Annotated in this window: 14 protein-coding genes and 1 tRNA gene; 8 read left to right on the forward strand and 7 right to left on the reverse strand. The window is 58.2% G+C overall.

Going from position 1 to position 14,238, the window contains the following annotated elements; all coding sequences use genetic code 11:
- Positions 1 to 192: 192 nt before the first annotated feature.
- A complete protein-coding gene (locus tag IQ24_RS01740) occupies positions 193 to 1,020 on the reverse strand; it encodes a hypothetical protein (RefSeq protein WP_145395978.1) in 828 nt (275 codons plus the stop codon).
- Between the two features lie 138 nt (positions 1,021 to 1,158).
- On the opposite strand from IQ24_RS01740, the gene IQ24_RS01745 reads away from it, so the two are divergent.
- The 8 genes from IQ24_RS01745 to IQ24_RS01780 all read left to right on the forward strand — a co-directional run bounded on the left by IQ24_RS01745 (position 1,159) and on the right by IQ24_RS01780 (position 8,597).
- Positions 1,159 to 1,533, forward strand: a complete 375-nt coding sequence (locus IQ24_RS01745; RefSeq protein ID WP_145395979.1) for a PepSY domain-containing protein — start codon at positions 1,159 to 1,161, stop codon at positions 1,531 to 1,533.
- A complete protein-coding gene (locus IQ24_RS01750; protein ID WP_145395980.1) occupies positions 1,530 to 2,192 on the forward strand; it encodes a response regulator transcription factor in 663 nt (220 codons plus the stop codon). The genes IQ24_RS01745 and IQ24_RS01750 overlap by 4 nt, the downstream gene beginning before the upstream one ends.
- Positions 2,189 to 3,532, forward strand: a complete 1,344-nt coding sequence (locus tag IQ24_RS01755) for an ATP-binding protein (RefSeq protein ID WP_242007866.1) — start codon at positions 2,189 to 2,191, stop codon at positions 3,530 to 3,532. The genes IQ24_RS01750 and IQ24_RS01755 overlap by 4 nt, the downstream gene beginning before the upstream one ends.
- 116 nt (positions 3,533 to 3,648) lie before the next feature.
- A complete protein-coding gene (locus tag IQ24_RS01760) occupies positions 3,649 to 4,995 on the forward strand; it encodes an NAD(P)-dependent oxidoreductase (protein WP_145395981.1) in 1,347 nt (448 codons plus the stop codon).
- Complete coding sequence (gene preA, locus IQ24_RS01765) at positions 4,988 to 6,286, forward strand: NAD-dependent dihydropyrimidine dehydrogenase subunit PreA (protein ID WP_145395982.1); 1,299 nt, start codon at positions 4,988 to 4,990, stop codon at positions 6,284 to 6,286. The genes IQ24_RS01760 and preA overlap by 8 nt, the downstream gene beginning before the upstream one ends.
- Positions 6,287 to 6,363: 77 nt before the next feature.
- Positions 6,364 to 6,453: transfer RNA gene (locus IQ24_RS01770), tRNA-Ser, on the forward strand.
- 102 nt (positions 6,454 to 6,555) lie between these two features.
- Positions 6,556 to 8,193 (forward strand): site-specific integrase, encoded by a 1,638-nt coding sequence (locus IQ24_RS01775; RefSeq protein ID WP_145395983.1) that lies wholly within the window; start codon positions 6,556 to 6,558, stop codon positions 8,191 to 8,193.
- 23 nt (positions 8,194 to 8,216) lie between these two features.
- Positions 8,217 to 8,597 carry a hypothetical protein gene (locus IQ24_RS01780; protein ID WP_145395984.1) on the forward strand — a complete coding sequence of 127 codons (381 nt, stop codon included), beginning with the start codon at positions 8,217 to 8,219 and terminating at the stop codon, positions 8,595 to 8,597.
- A 22-nt stretch (positions 8,598 to 8,619) separates the two neighbouring features.
- Here the strand turns inward: IQ24_RS01780 and lysC are convergent, their stop codons facing one another.
- The 6 genes from lysC to IQ24_RS01810 all read right to left on the reverse strand — a co-directional run bounded on the left by lysC (position 8,620) and on the right by IQ24_RS01810 (position 14,219).
- Positions 8,620 to 8,877: an Rz1-like lysis system protein LysC gene (lysC, locus tag IQ24_RS01785; RefSeq protein WP_145395985.1), complete on the reverse strand. Its 258-nt coding sequence runs from the start codon at positions 8,875 to 8,877 to the stop codon at positions 8,620 to 8,622.
- Positions 8,874 to 9,230, reverse strand: a complete 357-nt coding sequence (locus IQ24_RS01790) for a hypothetical protein (RefSeq protein WP_145395986.1) — start codon at positions 9,228 to 9,230, stop codon at positions 8,874 to 8,876. The genes lysC and IQ24_RS01790 overlap by 4 nt, the downstream gene beginning before the upstream one ends.
- 35 nt (positions 9,231 to 9,265) lie before the next feature.
- The gene (locus IQ24_RS01795; RefSeq protein ID WP_145395987.1) at positions 9,266 to 9,595 is read right to left on the reverse strand and encodes a hypothetical protein; all 330 of its coding nucleotides are present in this window, start codon (positions 9,593 to 9,595) and stop codon (positions 9,266 to 9,268) included.
- The gene (locus tag IQ24_RS01800) at positions 9,592 to 10,233 is read right to left on the reverse strand and encodes a glycoside hydrolase family 19 protein (RefSeq protein WP_158637462.1); all 642 of its coding nucleotides are present in this window, start codon (positions 10,231 to 10,233) and stop codon (positions 9,592 to 9,594) included. Before IQ24_RS01800 ends, IQ24_RS01795 begins: the two co-directional genes overlap by 4 nt.
- Before the next feature lie 76 nt (positions 10,234 to 10,309).
- Positions 10,310 to 10,846, reverse strand: a complete 537-nt coding sequence (locus IQ24_RS01805; protein ID WP_145395989.1) for a hypothetical protein — start codon at positions 10,844 to 10,846, stop codon at positions 10,310 to 10,312.
- A gap of 13 nt (positions 10,847 to 10,859) precedes the next feature.
- Entirely contained in the window at positions 10,860 to 14,219 is a 3,360-nt protein-coding gene (locus tag IQ24_RS01810) for a fibronectin type III domain-containing protein (RefSeq protein ID WP_158637463.1), read from the reverse strand.
- Positions 14,220 to 14,238 lie beyond the last annotated feature (19 nt).

Here is a 14,238-nt window from a genome sequence, read left to right on the forward strand (position 1 = left end):
ATCGCGACGCCGCATCAACGTTCCTATCGACAGCTCCAGAGGAGCGGAAACAACGACGGGGTGTGTCACTTAAGTGAAGCACAGGCAAGCCTTTTCAGGCCAGAACGGCCTGACCCCGCCGAAACGTGAGGCCAATATATAGCAAATCGGGCGAAAGCCGAAGCCTTCGCCCGCGCCGCTGTCATTTCGCGCTTATCGGTTGATTTCGCGCATCACCGTTCCCTGCCGATCAAGCTCGACCGTGACCGCTTCGCCCTGCGGGTTCACGGCCTCAGCCAGGGTGCGCGGACCGCGCTGCGTGATGCTGCCGGGCTGGGTATAACCTGCGCTTTCAAGCGCCTGCCGGACGGCACCCTCATCGACCGGAGCTGCCGCGCCCTGACGACCCGGCGCCGGAGGATGACCCTCGCCCCGCTTCCAGCCGTCATGGCCGTGCCCGTGGCCGTCCCGACCGGGGCCGCGATCACCGCGAGGCCCATGATCGCGCGGACCACGCTCATCATCGCCGCGACCAAAGCGCATCAGCGTGCCGTCATTGGCAAAAGCCGCGCGCAGTTTTTCGCCACTGCTGTCGGAGCCAGCCAGCATGACGCCCCGCTCTCCGGTCATCACGCCCTTGATGCTGGCGAACTGGCCGTAGACCGCCTGATCGCGGACGGATTGCGGCACAAGCTGATCGACCAGCGCCTGCGCCAGCACGGCGTCGCCCTTGACGAACATTCCGCGCAGCGCGCCTTTGTCGTCGACGAAGGCACGAAGTTCGCTGCCGTCAGCCTGCTTGCCTTCAACCTTCAGGCCACCGCGCTTGCCGGGCTCGGACCTCAGATCGGTCAGACCGGCGTCACGTAGCACCTGCGGGATTTCAGGGGCTGCCGTGGTCGCCGGTGCCGGAGCCTGCTCGGCAGGCGCACTCGCCTCGGGGGCCGGGGGCGTCGCGTCCTGCGCCAGCACCGCGCCGGGGGCCGCCAGCATCGCAAGAAGGGCAGACAGGGCAATCGTACTCGATAGGTTCTTCTTCATTATCGTTTCCTTTGCTCTCGGGGTCTTTCAACCCTGCACGAATCGCTTTTAGCTGTGCCCCGGCCAACGAAACTCCAACAGGCCATTGGGTTTTCGTTTGGCTTTCCCGCGCTAGCGTCGCCCTTGAACGGAGTAAACATGTCCCGAACCGCCGCCGCCATCCTCTTGTCAGCCGCTATGGGCCTGCCCGCGCAGGCGCAGGGCCCTGATGACTGGCGGTTTGAGATCCCCCCAGAGGCCGCCTTTCCAACCGACCGGAACTATCGCCTGATCCCGCTCAGCCAGGCGGCGGATCTGGTCGGCCAGCGTTTTAGGGGCCGTCTGGTCGCCGCCAAGCTGATGCCGCCCACACCGCCAGAGCTGGCACATGGGGTCGAACTGGTGCAAGAACTGCGGCTGTTGACGCCGAAAAAGGACATCATCCTGATCCGTCTGGACGCCCATACCGGCGATTTTCTTGAGGTCGCGGGCGCCGGGTTGACCGATGCGCGCCGCAAGGAGGCCGGACGATGAAATGCCTGATCGTCGAGGATGACCCGGTTCTGGCCGCGCAACTGGCCGAGGCCATGCAGGACGGCGGCTTCACCTGCGAACTGGCAGCGGACGGGGGTCAGGGCGAATTCCTCGGCGCGACCGAAAGTTATGATCTGTCGATTCTGGACCTGGGTCTGCCGGGAATGCCCGGGATCGAGGTTCTGACCCGCTGGCGCGACAGTGGCATCACCATGCCCGTCCTGATCCTGACAGCGCGCGGCGACTGGACCGACAAAGTCGCGGGTTTTCGCGCCGGGGCCGATGATTACGCGGTCAAACCCTTCCGCCTTGAGGAGGTCGTGATCCGCGCCCAGACTCTTGTGCGCCGCGCGGCAGGCCATGCGCAGGCGGTCATCAAGGCGGGGCCGCTGCATCTGGACAGCCAGCTTGGCATCATCACCCGCGACGGCATGGCGCTGAAACTGACAGGGTTCGAGACGCGGATCCTCTCCTATCTGATCCACCACCAGAACCGGATCGTCAGCCGCACCGAACTGTCCGAACATCTTTACGATTCGGCTGCCGACCGCGATTTCAAATCCATCGAGGTGGTCATCGGGCGTCTGCGCAAAAAGATCGGCGATGGCATGATCGAGACCCGGCGGGGTGAGGGCTATATCCTGCGAGGCCGCAGTTGAGCCTGTCGGAGGTGCCCGCGCCAAGGTCCGCCGGACGCAGCTCGATCCGGGGGCGGTTGCTCGCCTTCGGCGCGCTCTGGACGGGGATTGCGCTGGTCGCGGGCTATCTGGTCATTGTCTCGATCCTTGAAAACTTCATCACCAACCGCTTCGACGCCGAAATCGAGGCCGTGGGCGATGCGCTGATCGCGGGCGCGAGCGCCGATGCCGAGGGCAATCTGATCGCAGGCCCGCCCCCCCTTGATCCCCGCTTTTCCGAGCCGCTGTCGGGCTGGTTCTGGCAGTTGACGCAGGACGGTCGGGTGGTGGCGAAATCGGCGTCCCTGTTCGACAATGTGCTGAACCCGCCGGACACGGATTTTCAGGGCGGCAAGGGCCTTGGCCCCTCGGGCGAGCCGCTTCGTGTCACCCGCCACCGCTTCACCCTGCCCGATGGCAATGGCGATCTGGCCGTGACCATCACCGCCCCTGCGGGCGAGATCCTCGCCAATGTCTCAAACCTCCGTCGCCCTCTGGCAATATCTTTGTTTGTCCTTGGCTTAAGCCTGACTCTTGCTAACCTGCTTCAGGTTTCAGCGGGCCTGCGCAGCCTTGACGCCTTGGGTCGCGACATTCGCCGCATCCGGGCCGGAAAGGCCGAAACCGTGCCCCTGCCCCCGGAATCCGAAATTCGCCCGATTGCCAATGAAATCAACGACCTTCTGAACCAGAACCGCGCTGTTCTGGCGCGCAGCCGCGAACATGTCGGAAATCTGGCGCATTCGCTGAAGACGCCGCTGGCCGCGCTCGACAATACGCTTAGCGTCGATCACCCCGGGCACGCGCTGATCCAGCGCATGGACCGCCAGATCGGCTGGCATTTGCGCCGCGCGCGATCTTCCGCCGCGCCGCGTTTGCTGGGGCATCACACTCTTGTCGCGCAGGTCATCGACGACATTCTGCTGGTGCTGCGCCGCCCGCTGGCCGATGCTCAAATCAAGGTCCAGATCCACTGCCCTCCTGACATCTCCTTCGCCGGAGAGCGGCAGGACCTAGAAGAAATGATCGGTAACCTGACCGAGAATGCCGTGAAATGGACGGCCTCACAGATCCGCATCTCGGTCCGCCCTGCCGATGATCGCAACCTGCACATAGAGATCGAGGATGACGGGCCGGGCATGGATGAGGCCGAGCATGCGATGGCGCTCTCGCGCGGCATGCGGCTGGACGAATCCGGCCCCCCGGGCACCGGGCTGGGCTTGGCCATCGTCGCCGATATCGCGGCCATGCATGGCGGCAAGCTGGAACTGCAGCGCTCCGTTCTCGGTGGGCTTTCGGCGGCACTCACCCTGCCCGCCTGACCGCGCCTAAGGTCATAAAAGAATTTTCAGCCGCCGAAATTTTACTATTTGATAAAAAAACGGACCTGTGTCAGCCTGATTCCATAAGAACAAGCCAGCTCCAGGGAGGTCACCAGATGACCAACAGCCAGCTTACGCCCGGCGTTGCAGCCGGACGTCTGACTTCGCATGCCTACAGCAGTAACTTTGCCGATGTCGCCCCGCCTCTGGACGACAATGAGGCACGGATTGCGGCGGATCGTTGCTATTTCTGCTACGATGCGCCCTGCGTGACCGCCTGCCCGACCTCGATCGACATTCCGCTGTTCATTCGGCAGATCGCGACCGGGACACCGGATGCGGCAGCCATGACAATCCTGCACCAGAACATTCTGGGCGGCATCTGCGCCCGCGTCTGCCCGACCGAGAACCTCTGCGAAGGCAGCTGCGTGCGGGAGACCTCGGAAGGCAAGCCCGTCCAGATCGGCGCGCTGCAACGCTATGCCACCGACCATCTGATGGACGAAGGCGATCACCCGTTCAGCCGTGGCGCACCCACGGGCAAGCGCATCGCGGTGGTCGGCGCGGGTCCGGCGGGCCTTTCGGCCGCGCATCGGCTGGCCGCAAAGGGCCACGAGGTCGTGCTGTTTGACGCGCGCCCCAAGGCGGGCGGCCTCAATGAATACGGCATCGCCAGCTACAAGGCCGTGGGCGATTTCGCCGCGCGCGAGGTCGATTGGCTGCTGGGGATCGGTGGCATCACGCTGGAAACCGGCCGGTCGCTGGGTGCGGGAATGTCGCTTGAAGGTTTGCGCAAGGAATTCGATGCGGTGTTCCTTGGCATCGGCCTGCAAGGGGTGAACGCCCTGCGCGCCGAGGGGGAGGATCGAGGAAACGTCCTTGATGCCGTTGATTTCATTCGCGACCTCCGGCAGACGTCTGACCTGTCCTCACTGCCCGTAGGCCGTGACGTCGTGGTGATCGGCGGCGGCATGACGGCGGTCGATGCCGCTGTTCAGGCCCGGCTGCTGGGTGCCCAGAACGTCACCATCGTCTATCGTCGCGGTCAGGAACGCATGGGGGCCAGTCGCCACGAACAGGATCACGCGACCAGCTCGGGCGTGCGCATCATCTGCAACGCTGCACCCCTGCGTGTGCACGGCAACGGCACGGTCCGCGAAGTCGAGTTCATGCAGATGCAGGACGGCCCGGACGGGCTGACCGATACGGGCGAGCGGTTCCGCCTGCCTGCCGACCAGCTGCTGCGCGCCATCGGCCAGCGTCTTCACGACGCGCCTGCGGGGCTGGAGCTGACCGGCGGCAAGATCGCCGTCGACGCCAATGGCCGCAGTTCCCTGCCCGGCGTCTGGGCGGGCGGGGACTGTGCTGCCGGTGGCGATGACCTGACCGTCACCGCTGTCGCCGAGGGCCGCGATGCGGCCGAAGACATCCACGCGCAACTGATGGGGGCTGACCATGGCTGACCTGCGCTCGAATTTCGTGGGGATCAAATCCCCGAACCCGTTCTGGCTGGCCTCGGCCCCGCCGACCGACAAGGAGGTCAACGTCCGCCGCGCCTTTCAGGCCGGATGGGGTGGCGTCGTCTGGAAGACGCTGGGCAGCGAAGGCCCGCCGGTCGTCAACGTCAACGGCCCGCGCTATGGCGTCGTCTATGGCGCCGACCGCCGCGTGCTTGGCATCAACAACATCGAGCTGATCACCGACCGTCCGCTTGAGGTGAACCTGCGCGAGATCAAATCGGTCAAGCGCGATTACCCCGACCGCGCCCTGATCATCAGCCTGATGGTGCCTTGCGATGAGGAAAGCTGGAAAGCCATCCTCAAGCAGATCGAGGACACCGGCGCCGACGGGGTCGAGCTGAACTTCGGCTGCCCTCATGGCATGGCCGAGCGTGGCATGGGCTCGGCCGTGGGTCAGGTGCCCGAATACATCGAAATGGTGACCCGCTGGGTCAAGCAATATTCGCGCATGCCCTGCATCGTGAAGCTGACGCCCAATATCACCGATGTCCGCAAACCTGCCGAGGCCGCCAAGCGCGGCGGCGCCGATGCGGTCAGCCTGATCAACACGGTGAACTCGATCACCTCGGTCGACCTCGACCTTTTTGCCCCGCAGCCGACCATCGATGGCAAGGGCAGCCATGGCGGCTATTGCGGCCCGGCGGTCAAGCCGATCGCGCTGAATATGGTGGCCGAGATCGCGCGCAACTCGGCAACGGCGGGCCTGCCCATCAGCGGCATCGGCGGCGTGACCACCTGGCGCGATGCGGCCGAGTTCATGGCGCTTGGCGCAGGCAATGTGCAGGTCTGCACCGCCGCCATGACCTATGGCTTCAAGGTCGTGCAAGAGATGATCTCGGGCCTGCGCGAGTTTCTGGACGAAAAGCAGATCAGCATGTCCGACCTGATCGGCCGCGCCACGCCCAATGTCACCGACTGGCAGTATCTGAACCTGAACTATACCACCAAGGCGCAGATCGATCAGGATCTCTGCATCAAATGCGGGCGTTGCTATGCCGCCTGCGAGGACACCTCGCATCAGGCCATCGCCATGGGTCCGGGCCGGGTCTTCGAGGTCAAGGACGACGAATGCGTGGCCTGCAACCTCTGCGTCGACGTCTGCCCGGTCGAGAACTGCATCACCATGCGAGAGCTTGCCGTGGGTGAGATGGACGCGCGCACCGGACGCCCCGTCCAGCCCTATGCGAACTGGACCACGCATCCGAACAATCCGATGAGCCGGGCTGCCGAATAAGGATTTCAGCGGCGGCGCAGGCGTCGCCGCGGAATCCCCTTGCCAGATACGGCGCGCCGGGCTAACCCCACCGCACCGGAGGAGTGGCAGAGTGGTTTAATGCACCGGTCTTGAAAACCGACGTGGGGGTAACTCCACCGTGGGTTCGAATCCCACCTCCTCCGCCAACTTCCGCCTAATAAGTTGATGAAAAACAAAGATTTTTCAATCGGCGGTCATCTCCGTGACAAAATGTCCATAAGCCCCTCAAAACGAGGGTACTACATATAGTGTCAGGACACATCATTGACCGGGGCGGCCGCTTCGCGTGGCGGCGATCGATCCGAGGAATCACAATCCAGATTCCGTTGAGGACGGCGAATAAGAGGGAAGCGATCGAGATCGCCGCTGCCGCGACCGCCGCGTCTTATTCAGTCTTTCACGACATCCTCTCTTCGAGACTGGACCGGAACGCGGGAAAGGGCATTATTGAGCGTGCTGCCGCCGCCGCTTCCGCTCAAATCACTTTAAGAGGCTCATCGATGTTCTTCTTCCCGTTCCCGTTCGAGACTGTTCGCTCATATCGTGAGCAAGGGTTTAGCGATGAAGAGACACGTCGTTTCATCAAAGCACGACCAGAGCGGCCCACGGATGAAGATTTCCAGGGATGGTCAAAACATGACGTTGCCGAATACCTCATGTTTTTGGACGGAGAGGATCTTCCGGCCGCGACCCCGGATTCCGCCCCGGCGTCAGTCGTGATTCACAATCACTATCACGCCCCATCCCCGGATCCCTCTCCCGCCCCGACGACGCCACCGGCCACCGCAACGACGACGCCACCGGCCCCCGTCACCGCCGCGTCCCCGGATCCCGCCCCCGCCGCCTCACCGGCGTCAAAGACGCCCCTGATCCCTTACGCCGAGGATCTCAATGAGCGTCAACTCAAAGGCAATCACATCAACGACGGATCGGCCCGAGATTTCCTTCGTGCGTTGAACCTTTTCGCGGAACTCACGGGGATCGAGTTCGTCGAGGACATCACGCAAGTCAGTCTCACGAAGTTCGTTGACCTCATGCGTGAGATCCCGAAAGATTCACGGAGATCGGAGAAGCAACGCGAGATCCCGATGTTAGAGATCATCCGTGACGCGATCGAGAATGACACGCCGAGGGGCCTCTCCGTGACGACGATCAACAAGAACCTGGTCCACGTCGGGAAACTGATCCGTCACGCGAAAGCGGATGAGAGCGTGAATATCTCGCAACGGATCAACCCGTCGATCGTCCGGCCAAAGGACACGGAGAGCAAGAAGGACAAGCGGGTGATGTTTTCTGGTGATGACATCATCAAGATCTTCAAGCACCGTCTCTTGAACATGTCCGCCGAAAGAAATGAACTCTTCTGGATCGCTCATTGTGCGGCCCTGTCCGGAGCCCGGAAAGAAGAGATTTCTGGACTTGCTCATGACGAGGTCAGGCAAGATCCGGATTCCGGGATCTGGTTCTTCGACATAAAACCTAATGATTTTCGAGGGCTCAAAAACGGGCAATCGAAACGCCGGGTTCCGGTCCATGATGATCTCATCAAGATCGGCTTCATAGACTATGTGAAGAGCCGCCAGAGCAAGCCCGGGCTTCTTTTCGATGTCCGCAAAAAATCAAAGAATGCGGCATACGGAGATTTCTTCGATTATCGATGGAGAAAGGCGATGACCGAGTCGATCGGATCAGGTCACGGGAAAACGTTCCATTCGTTCCGACATTCAGCGACGCAACATCTTCTCGATCAAGAGGTCATCGAGGCGACCCGGGCCGCGATCTTCGGGCATGATTCCGGGATTGAGGGCGGCACATATGGCGGGGACTGGAATCTCGAAACTCTTCAAAGAGCGGTGAATCTTCTTCCATCCGTTCGCAATAAATGAAGAGCAATCAATAGGAGAATACGATGAACGAAAAATACATCAACGCGATACAAGAGGGCGTGAGGGACTCTGTGAATAATCCAAAAGAAGACATCACGAGCGACAAGTTTGAGAATGACTGGATTGATAGCGTCATCGATTCAATCCGCGACACGGGGATGTTCGATGATAACATGACCCATGAAAAATTCATTGACGAAATGGGAAAGGGCGTCAGTTTTGATCTAAAAAACAACAAAAACGTATCCGCTTATCTTCGCATAAGAAATGGCATTGCGACCTTTGGCGTTAACGATCTTCGCCTTCAAGTTCTCGGAGAGCATCATCAAGCGAGAATCGATAACGAAAATGAAGTAATCAAACTCATGAAGATCATCGGGCGTGAACTAAAAGGAATGGAATAGGCCCATTCCATCAGTGAGATAGTTAATCGACCCGGTTCACGGCGTCACCGACTGCTTTGAGCCGGGTCTTACAATCCGCATGAGCCTCATGAAGATCGACGATGTAAACGCCGACGTCTTTTTGAGTATAATCCCCATCCGGCTTCTTCGGAGAATCCTTACATGTAAGGAGATTTTCCGGGATCCGGATCGGTACGACGTTCGGATCTCGTGAGCACCCTGAAAACGCGAGGATGATCATCATCAATGCGATGAGTTTTAAGACGTGTTCAAGTCTCATTTCAGCCTCCCGATAGCGTCACGCAACGCGGGGGCGACCTCACCGTCACGCTCCGCCGGTTCGTTCCGGATCTCATCTCTCATCTCGTCATAAGCCCGGGCCCGATCCGCTTCCGCTTTCGCTACGGCCCGCCACGCCTCTTCGAGACGTGTTTCGATCTCAAACGCGTGTCTGCTCATCTCAAAGATCTGTTCTTCGAGATCATTGATCTTCATGTGCTGAACGAATGTGAAGCAAGCAAGTGCCGCTGAAACGATCAGTGAAATCCTTTGAATCATTGTTAATAGCATACCATAACCCTCCCGCCGCAAAAAATATAAAGACACCGACAAGAATAGTTCGTGCGAGTTCATCGAGATGCTTCATTGCGATTCGTGCTGCTTCACATTTACTCATCCTTGACCTCCCTCTCTTTCGTCTCTTTGAGCGATGCTCCAAGACGACCTTTCAGAAGATCAATGATCGTCCCTTGAAATGCGATCCCTGAAACGCCAATAAGAAACCCTCCGAGAGCCATAGCCGGATCTCCATCAACCCCGAATCCATTCGTCAAGATCGGGGCGATCATGATCGGCCCGAGGTAAACTGCGGAAATTGCTCCCACGACTAAACATAGCAATCCGTTTCGCCAGGAAAGTCGGTTCGTTACCCAGTGAATAATGCCTCCGAGAAGACCTGCTATCGCTGTCATCTCAGCACCCTCCGGAAAGAGTCTCATGCGATCACCGCCTTCTTAATGATAGTTTCATACTCGTCATAATATCCAGCGAGACTCTTTTGAAGTTTCGCGTCCTTATAATCGCCGTTCACGACCCGCCTCATGTCCGCCCTTGTCCTGAAATCCGCGAGTCGCTTGCCGGTGAAGATGCCCTTGATCATTCCGACCGCCGCGATCCGGCCCGCATTGTAAGGATCGAGAGCCTTCGCCGGATCCGAGACCAGATCCACCCCGATCTCTTTTCCAAGCCGATCGTAGTTATATTTGTGCGTGAGTTGTATCGCCCCACGTCCGAACCAGTATTTTCCGGCCGCGTCCTTTCTCCAATACGGGGTTTTCACCCAGGTCATAACGCCGCGGCGAAACGCCGAATCGAGGCGGGCCGCAACGGTTGAATCGGACGGGTTTTGATCAGCGTGAGACGCGAAAACGGTCTCTTTGATCGATGCGAGACGCCCGCCCGCCTCATGATGACATTGACCGAAAATCACGGAGACATGTTCGACACTCGTGACCTTCTGTTTCTCGACCTCATCGAGAATCCCGTTCGCGACATCGACCGTCATTTGATTTAGCCGACCGGCATTGAATTTCGACGCTCTCAATGCGTCAAAGAACTTCTTTCTGTCTATACGCATCAGGGGGCCCCGCGTTTCCATTCGCGGGGGTATTGAGGTCCGAGCATGCGTTTTCGTCAGTGATACGTTGTTTATTTCATTCTATACCGAATAACGAATCCAACGCTTCCGGCGTCATCCCGATGTGTTCAGCACACGCGAGGATGATCGGATCCATTCGAGAGATTGTCACGGCCCCGGCCCACCGGACGCGGTTCTCAAACCGCTCTTCTTCGCTCATCGCGTTGAAGACGGGCATGAAGCCCGGCGGGATCGCCCCGGCCGCCGCTCCGATAGCATCATCCTCACTGATGATTCCGGCCCTGGCACAAGCGACGCAAAACGCCGTCCGCGTCATCGATGTTTGAGACCTCACGAGATCGAGTTCAGTAATCGCATCATATGTGTCGATCCACCCCCACTCTTCATAGTCAAAAACAAATGATGGTCCCGGTGACGGCGGTAGATCAAAAACCGCCTCATTATCGTGATCGACATACTGAGAAGTGAAGTCATACCACCCTTCGACATAACCCTCATCATCACTGATGAGAGGGATTATATCGTCAATCGTCTCGCGAGAATATCGAGCCGTGATTTGACCGGTGCTTGTCTTATAAACCGTTACGTCCATTTCCTGCCTGCCATTATTTATATGATCTAAAAACAAACATATTGATGTTATCGATGTAGAAGTTCGCATTAACCGGAGTCGTGTTCGGCGGGACACCTGTCGTTCCATCGATACTCGTGTACATTACCCGGATCCGGTGAGTTCCGGCCGAGAGCCTTGCCGTCCTCATGAAATCAAGGCTTCTCACGTTCGATGATTGAATCGTGTCTCGCGACCGACTCAATTCAACGCCGTCAATCGTTACCCATGACACGAGCGTTGCTGATGTGTTATTTTTTCTCACTTCGAAATAGCCGCCAAAGATGATAGCCGCTTCTTGTGAGAGGGTGAAAACCATCTCATGTGCGATAGCCCCCGTTGCCCCTCTCACTAAGTTCTTCGTTGCGACTTCATCGATGATGTGATCAGTGATTGCCCGATCCTTAATGTTGATCGTGTCAACCGTGAGATTCGCGATCTTTGCTCCCGAAATCGTTGCGTTAGCGATCTTCGCATTCGTGATGACCGCGTCATTGATTTGAGCCGCACCCGTTATGATACCGGCCGCGGCCATCAGACCGCCGGTTATCGTGTTAGCGGTGATCTTGTCACCCGAGATTGATCCGTCCACGATGAGTTCACCCCGGCCCTTAATCCGGATAATCGGAGTACCCATGAATGAATAATCTCCGCCATACGATGACGGCGGGATGTTGAAATACATCCGGACTTGAGTAGTCCCAGAAGGGGCGAGCAATGATCCGGAGAGCGTTCTCCAGCCAGTCTGTGCTCCATTCGTTGCCGTGCTTGCCGCGACGAGTCCGCCGTCCCTATTGAGAAACTGAAGCACGATCCGGATCTCTGCGGCTCCCGCCGAAAAGACTTGACCCGAATAAAAATACTCCTCTCCCGCTTTTGCGGAAGACGGCTTCGATACGATAACGGTTGCTGTTGCTCCCGCGGCTTCAACGCGAAAGCACCCTTTCGATTGAAGAGCCGGAAGAGCCGGATTAGGAAGATGACTGATGTGAGCGGGAGCGACCCCGGTCCATGATGACGCGTCTTGAATCTGGTCATCCGGTACGAGGTTCGTGAAATCAGTTATCGCCATTTTTGATGCGACAACGGATCCGGCCGCGAGTTGGTCAACGCCTATCGCTCCGGCCGCGACCTTCCCGGCAACGACCGAATTCGCTCCGAGTTTGTCAGTCGTAATAGATCCGGATGCCAACTTCGGTGTCGTGATCGCGTTGTCAGTGATCTGCGTTGCGGTGATCTGCCCAGTCACATCGGAAGCCGATACGGCCGCCGTCCACGCCGTTCCTGTCCATCTGTAAAGTTTGCTATCAGATGAGAGTACGACAAGGCGTCCGATCGTGTTTCCAGACGTAGGCAATGCGGTCACGACGCGAGGTATGCTGATACCTTGAGCGAATGCTGTCTCATCAAGAGCACCCTGAAGATTATCTTGAACGAAGTTCACCCAGGCCGTTCCGGTCCACCTATACAATTTGTTATCTGTTGTGAGATAGACCATCCTTCCGATCGTGTTGCCCGTCATCGGAAGCGTGGACATGTACTCGATCGCCTTCATCCCTGCGTCTTCGAAGAGGCCCCTCACTCCGTCTTCAAAGTCGTCCTCACCGATAAAAACGGCGGGCGTCTTCGCGTATGCCCAATCGCTCCACGTCGAGTCCCGACCCTGAATCTTCGCGAGTGCTCTCACCTCATATTCAGTATCAGGAAGGATCGATGACGCTATGATCGCGTTAGATGTCGAGACGTCAGGCACTGATCCGTTCATGACGACCGTCAAGTTTGATACGAGCCTAACCTCATACGATATCGATGAGTACGGGGCACCCGATGACCAGGACAAACGCAAAGCCGGACGGCGTGCTTTGCCCGAAGAGTCTTTGATCGACGTTCCTTGTACTGACCACCCCCGGACTCCGGAAACGGCGGAAGGGTTGGGCCGCACCGAAGGCGTTGACGGGAGTACACCATCACTAACGGCGTCATAGTCGTAGTCAGCCGGGTCACGCTCACGCAACGCGAGCGTCACGTTCAATGAATCCGGTGAGATGATCATTGATGTGATCTCAAAGAGTTTCGAGATGTATCCGTTCTCGACACTCGTCCAGCCGATCGTTTGAAGCGGCATGAGCGAGAGGGCCCAGGGCCCCACTGTGATGATGTGTCGTCTCTGTCTTCTGTTGTCCGCCGCGTACTCGCGGATCAGTCTCCTCACCTGTTCGGGATATGGCACGGCCGAAAGTTTTAGGTCAGCGAGCAACTCACGCCCATCGTCCTGTGCGATCCATTCCGCTTTCTTGTAAGGCACCGCCTCACGCTCTTCCCATAGCCTGTCCGGATCCGGGTATGACGCGGTCACACCGTTAAAGATCTTCGCGAGACCCTCCGAAACGATAAACTCTCGATCGTCTGAAATGAGAACGTCATCATCTGTTATGCTTGCTGACGTGACGAGAGGAGCACCGACACTGATATTATAGACGCCGCCGCACTCCGCTATCTGTCCGCCGCAAGACTTAAGAATTTCGTCAATGACTTCGAGCGGCTCATCTTCAAATGAGAACTCAATGCCCGCCCGATAACGCTTGTTCCCGTTCGTGAGTTCGTCACACACGTTTGCCGCCGCTCTCCATACCGGGAGCGACACGGCTTCCGCTGGCACGTTAAGGCCCCACGTCCCCGAGCCGCCGGGTAATGGGATACCCTTAAGGATGTTCCAGACCATGTCGACCGGGTTTTCACGATACACGATTGCCGTGCTTCGTGTTCCGGCCATTCGCATTCCGAGAACCGTGAATTTACAATCCGGGAGTCCCGTGAATTTCTCTTGTCTAAACTTAAACGTCACGACTGCGTATGCGACACCAGTCATGATCATAGAAGAATCCCATGGTCTTGATGGATGAGTTCCAAACATCTCGACGAGTTTCGGATCCGCCGCTATCTGCGTCCCATCAAAGATTCTCACGAAGACATAACCATCGAGTTTACCGTCTTCATCGACGACGCGTCTTCCGTAGTTATCTTCTGCGATATATCCGGCCTGGCCCGGGACTCTTTGACGTTCAGCGATCGAGCACTGTCTCCCGTCAACGATCATCGACTCAACACCCTGAATCCTGGTGTCCGCAAGTGCGATGACGTAGACGAGATATTCACTGTCCATATCACCCTTAAAATCGAAAACGTATGGCGGGCATATAGCCGCCCCGCCGGTACAATATCTTCCGAAAATCGTTGTCTGTGATGTGCTCTCACCCGCGACTGTGACGCTTGTCCTCACACCGCCAGACTGAGTCGGCTTCTGGAGTTTTTGTGCGACTTTCGAGAGACCGACCGAAACGGCGGTCTTGAACATGAATGATGCCGCTCCTCCG

The organism is Paracoccus sulfuroxidans, from assembly GCF_007830335.1.
Lineage (GTDB): Bacteria > Pseudomonadota > Alphaproteobacteria > Rhodobacterales > Rhodobacteraceae > Paracoccus > Paracoccus sulfuroxidans.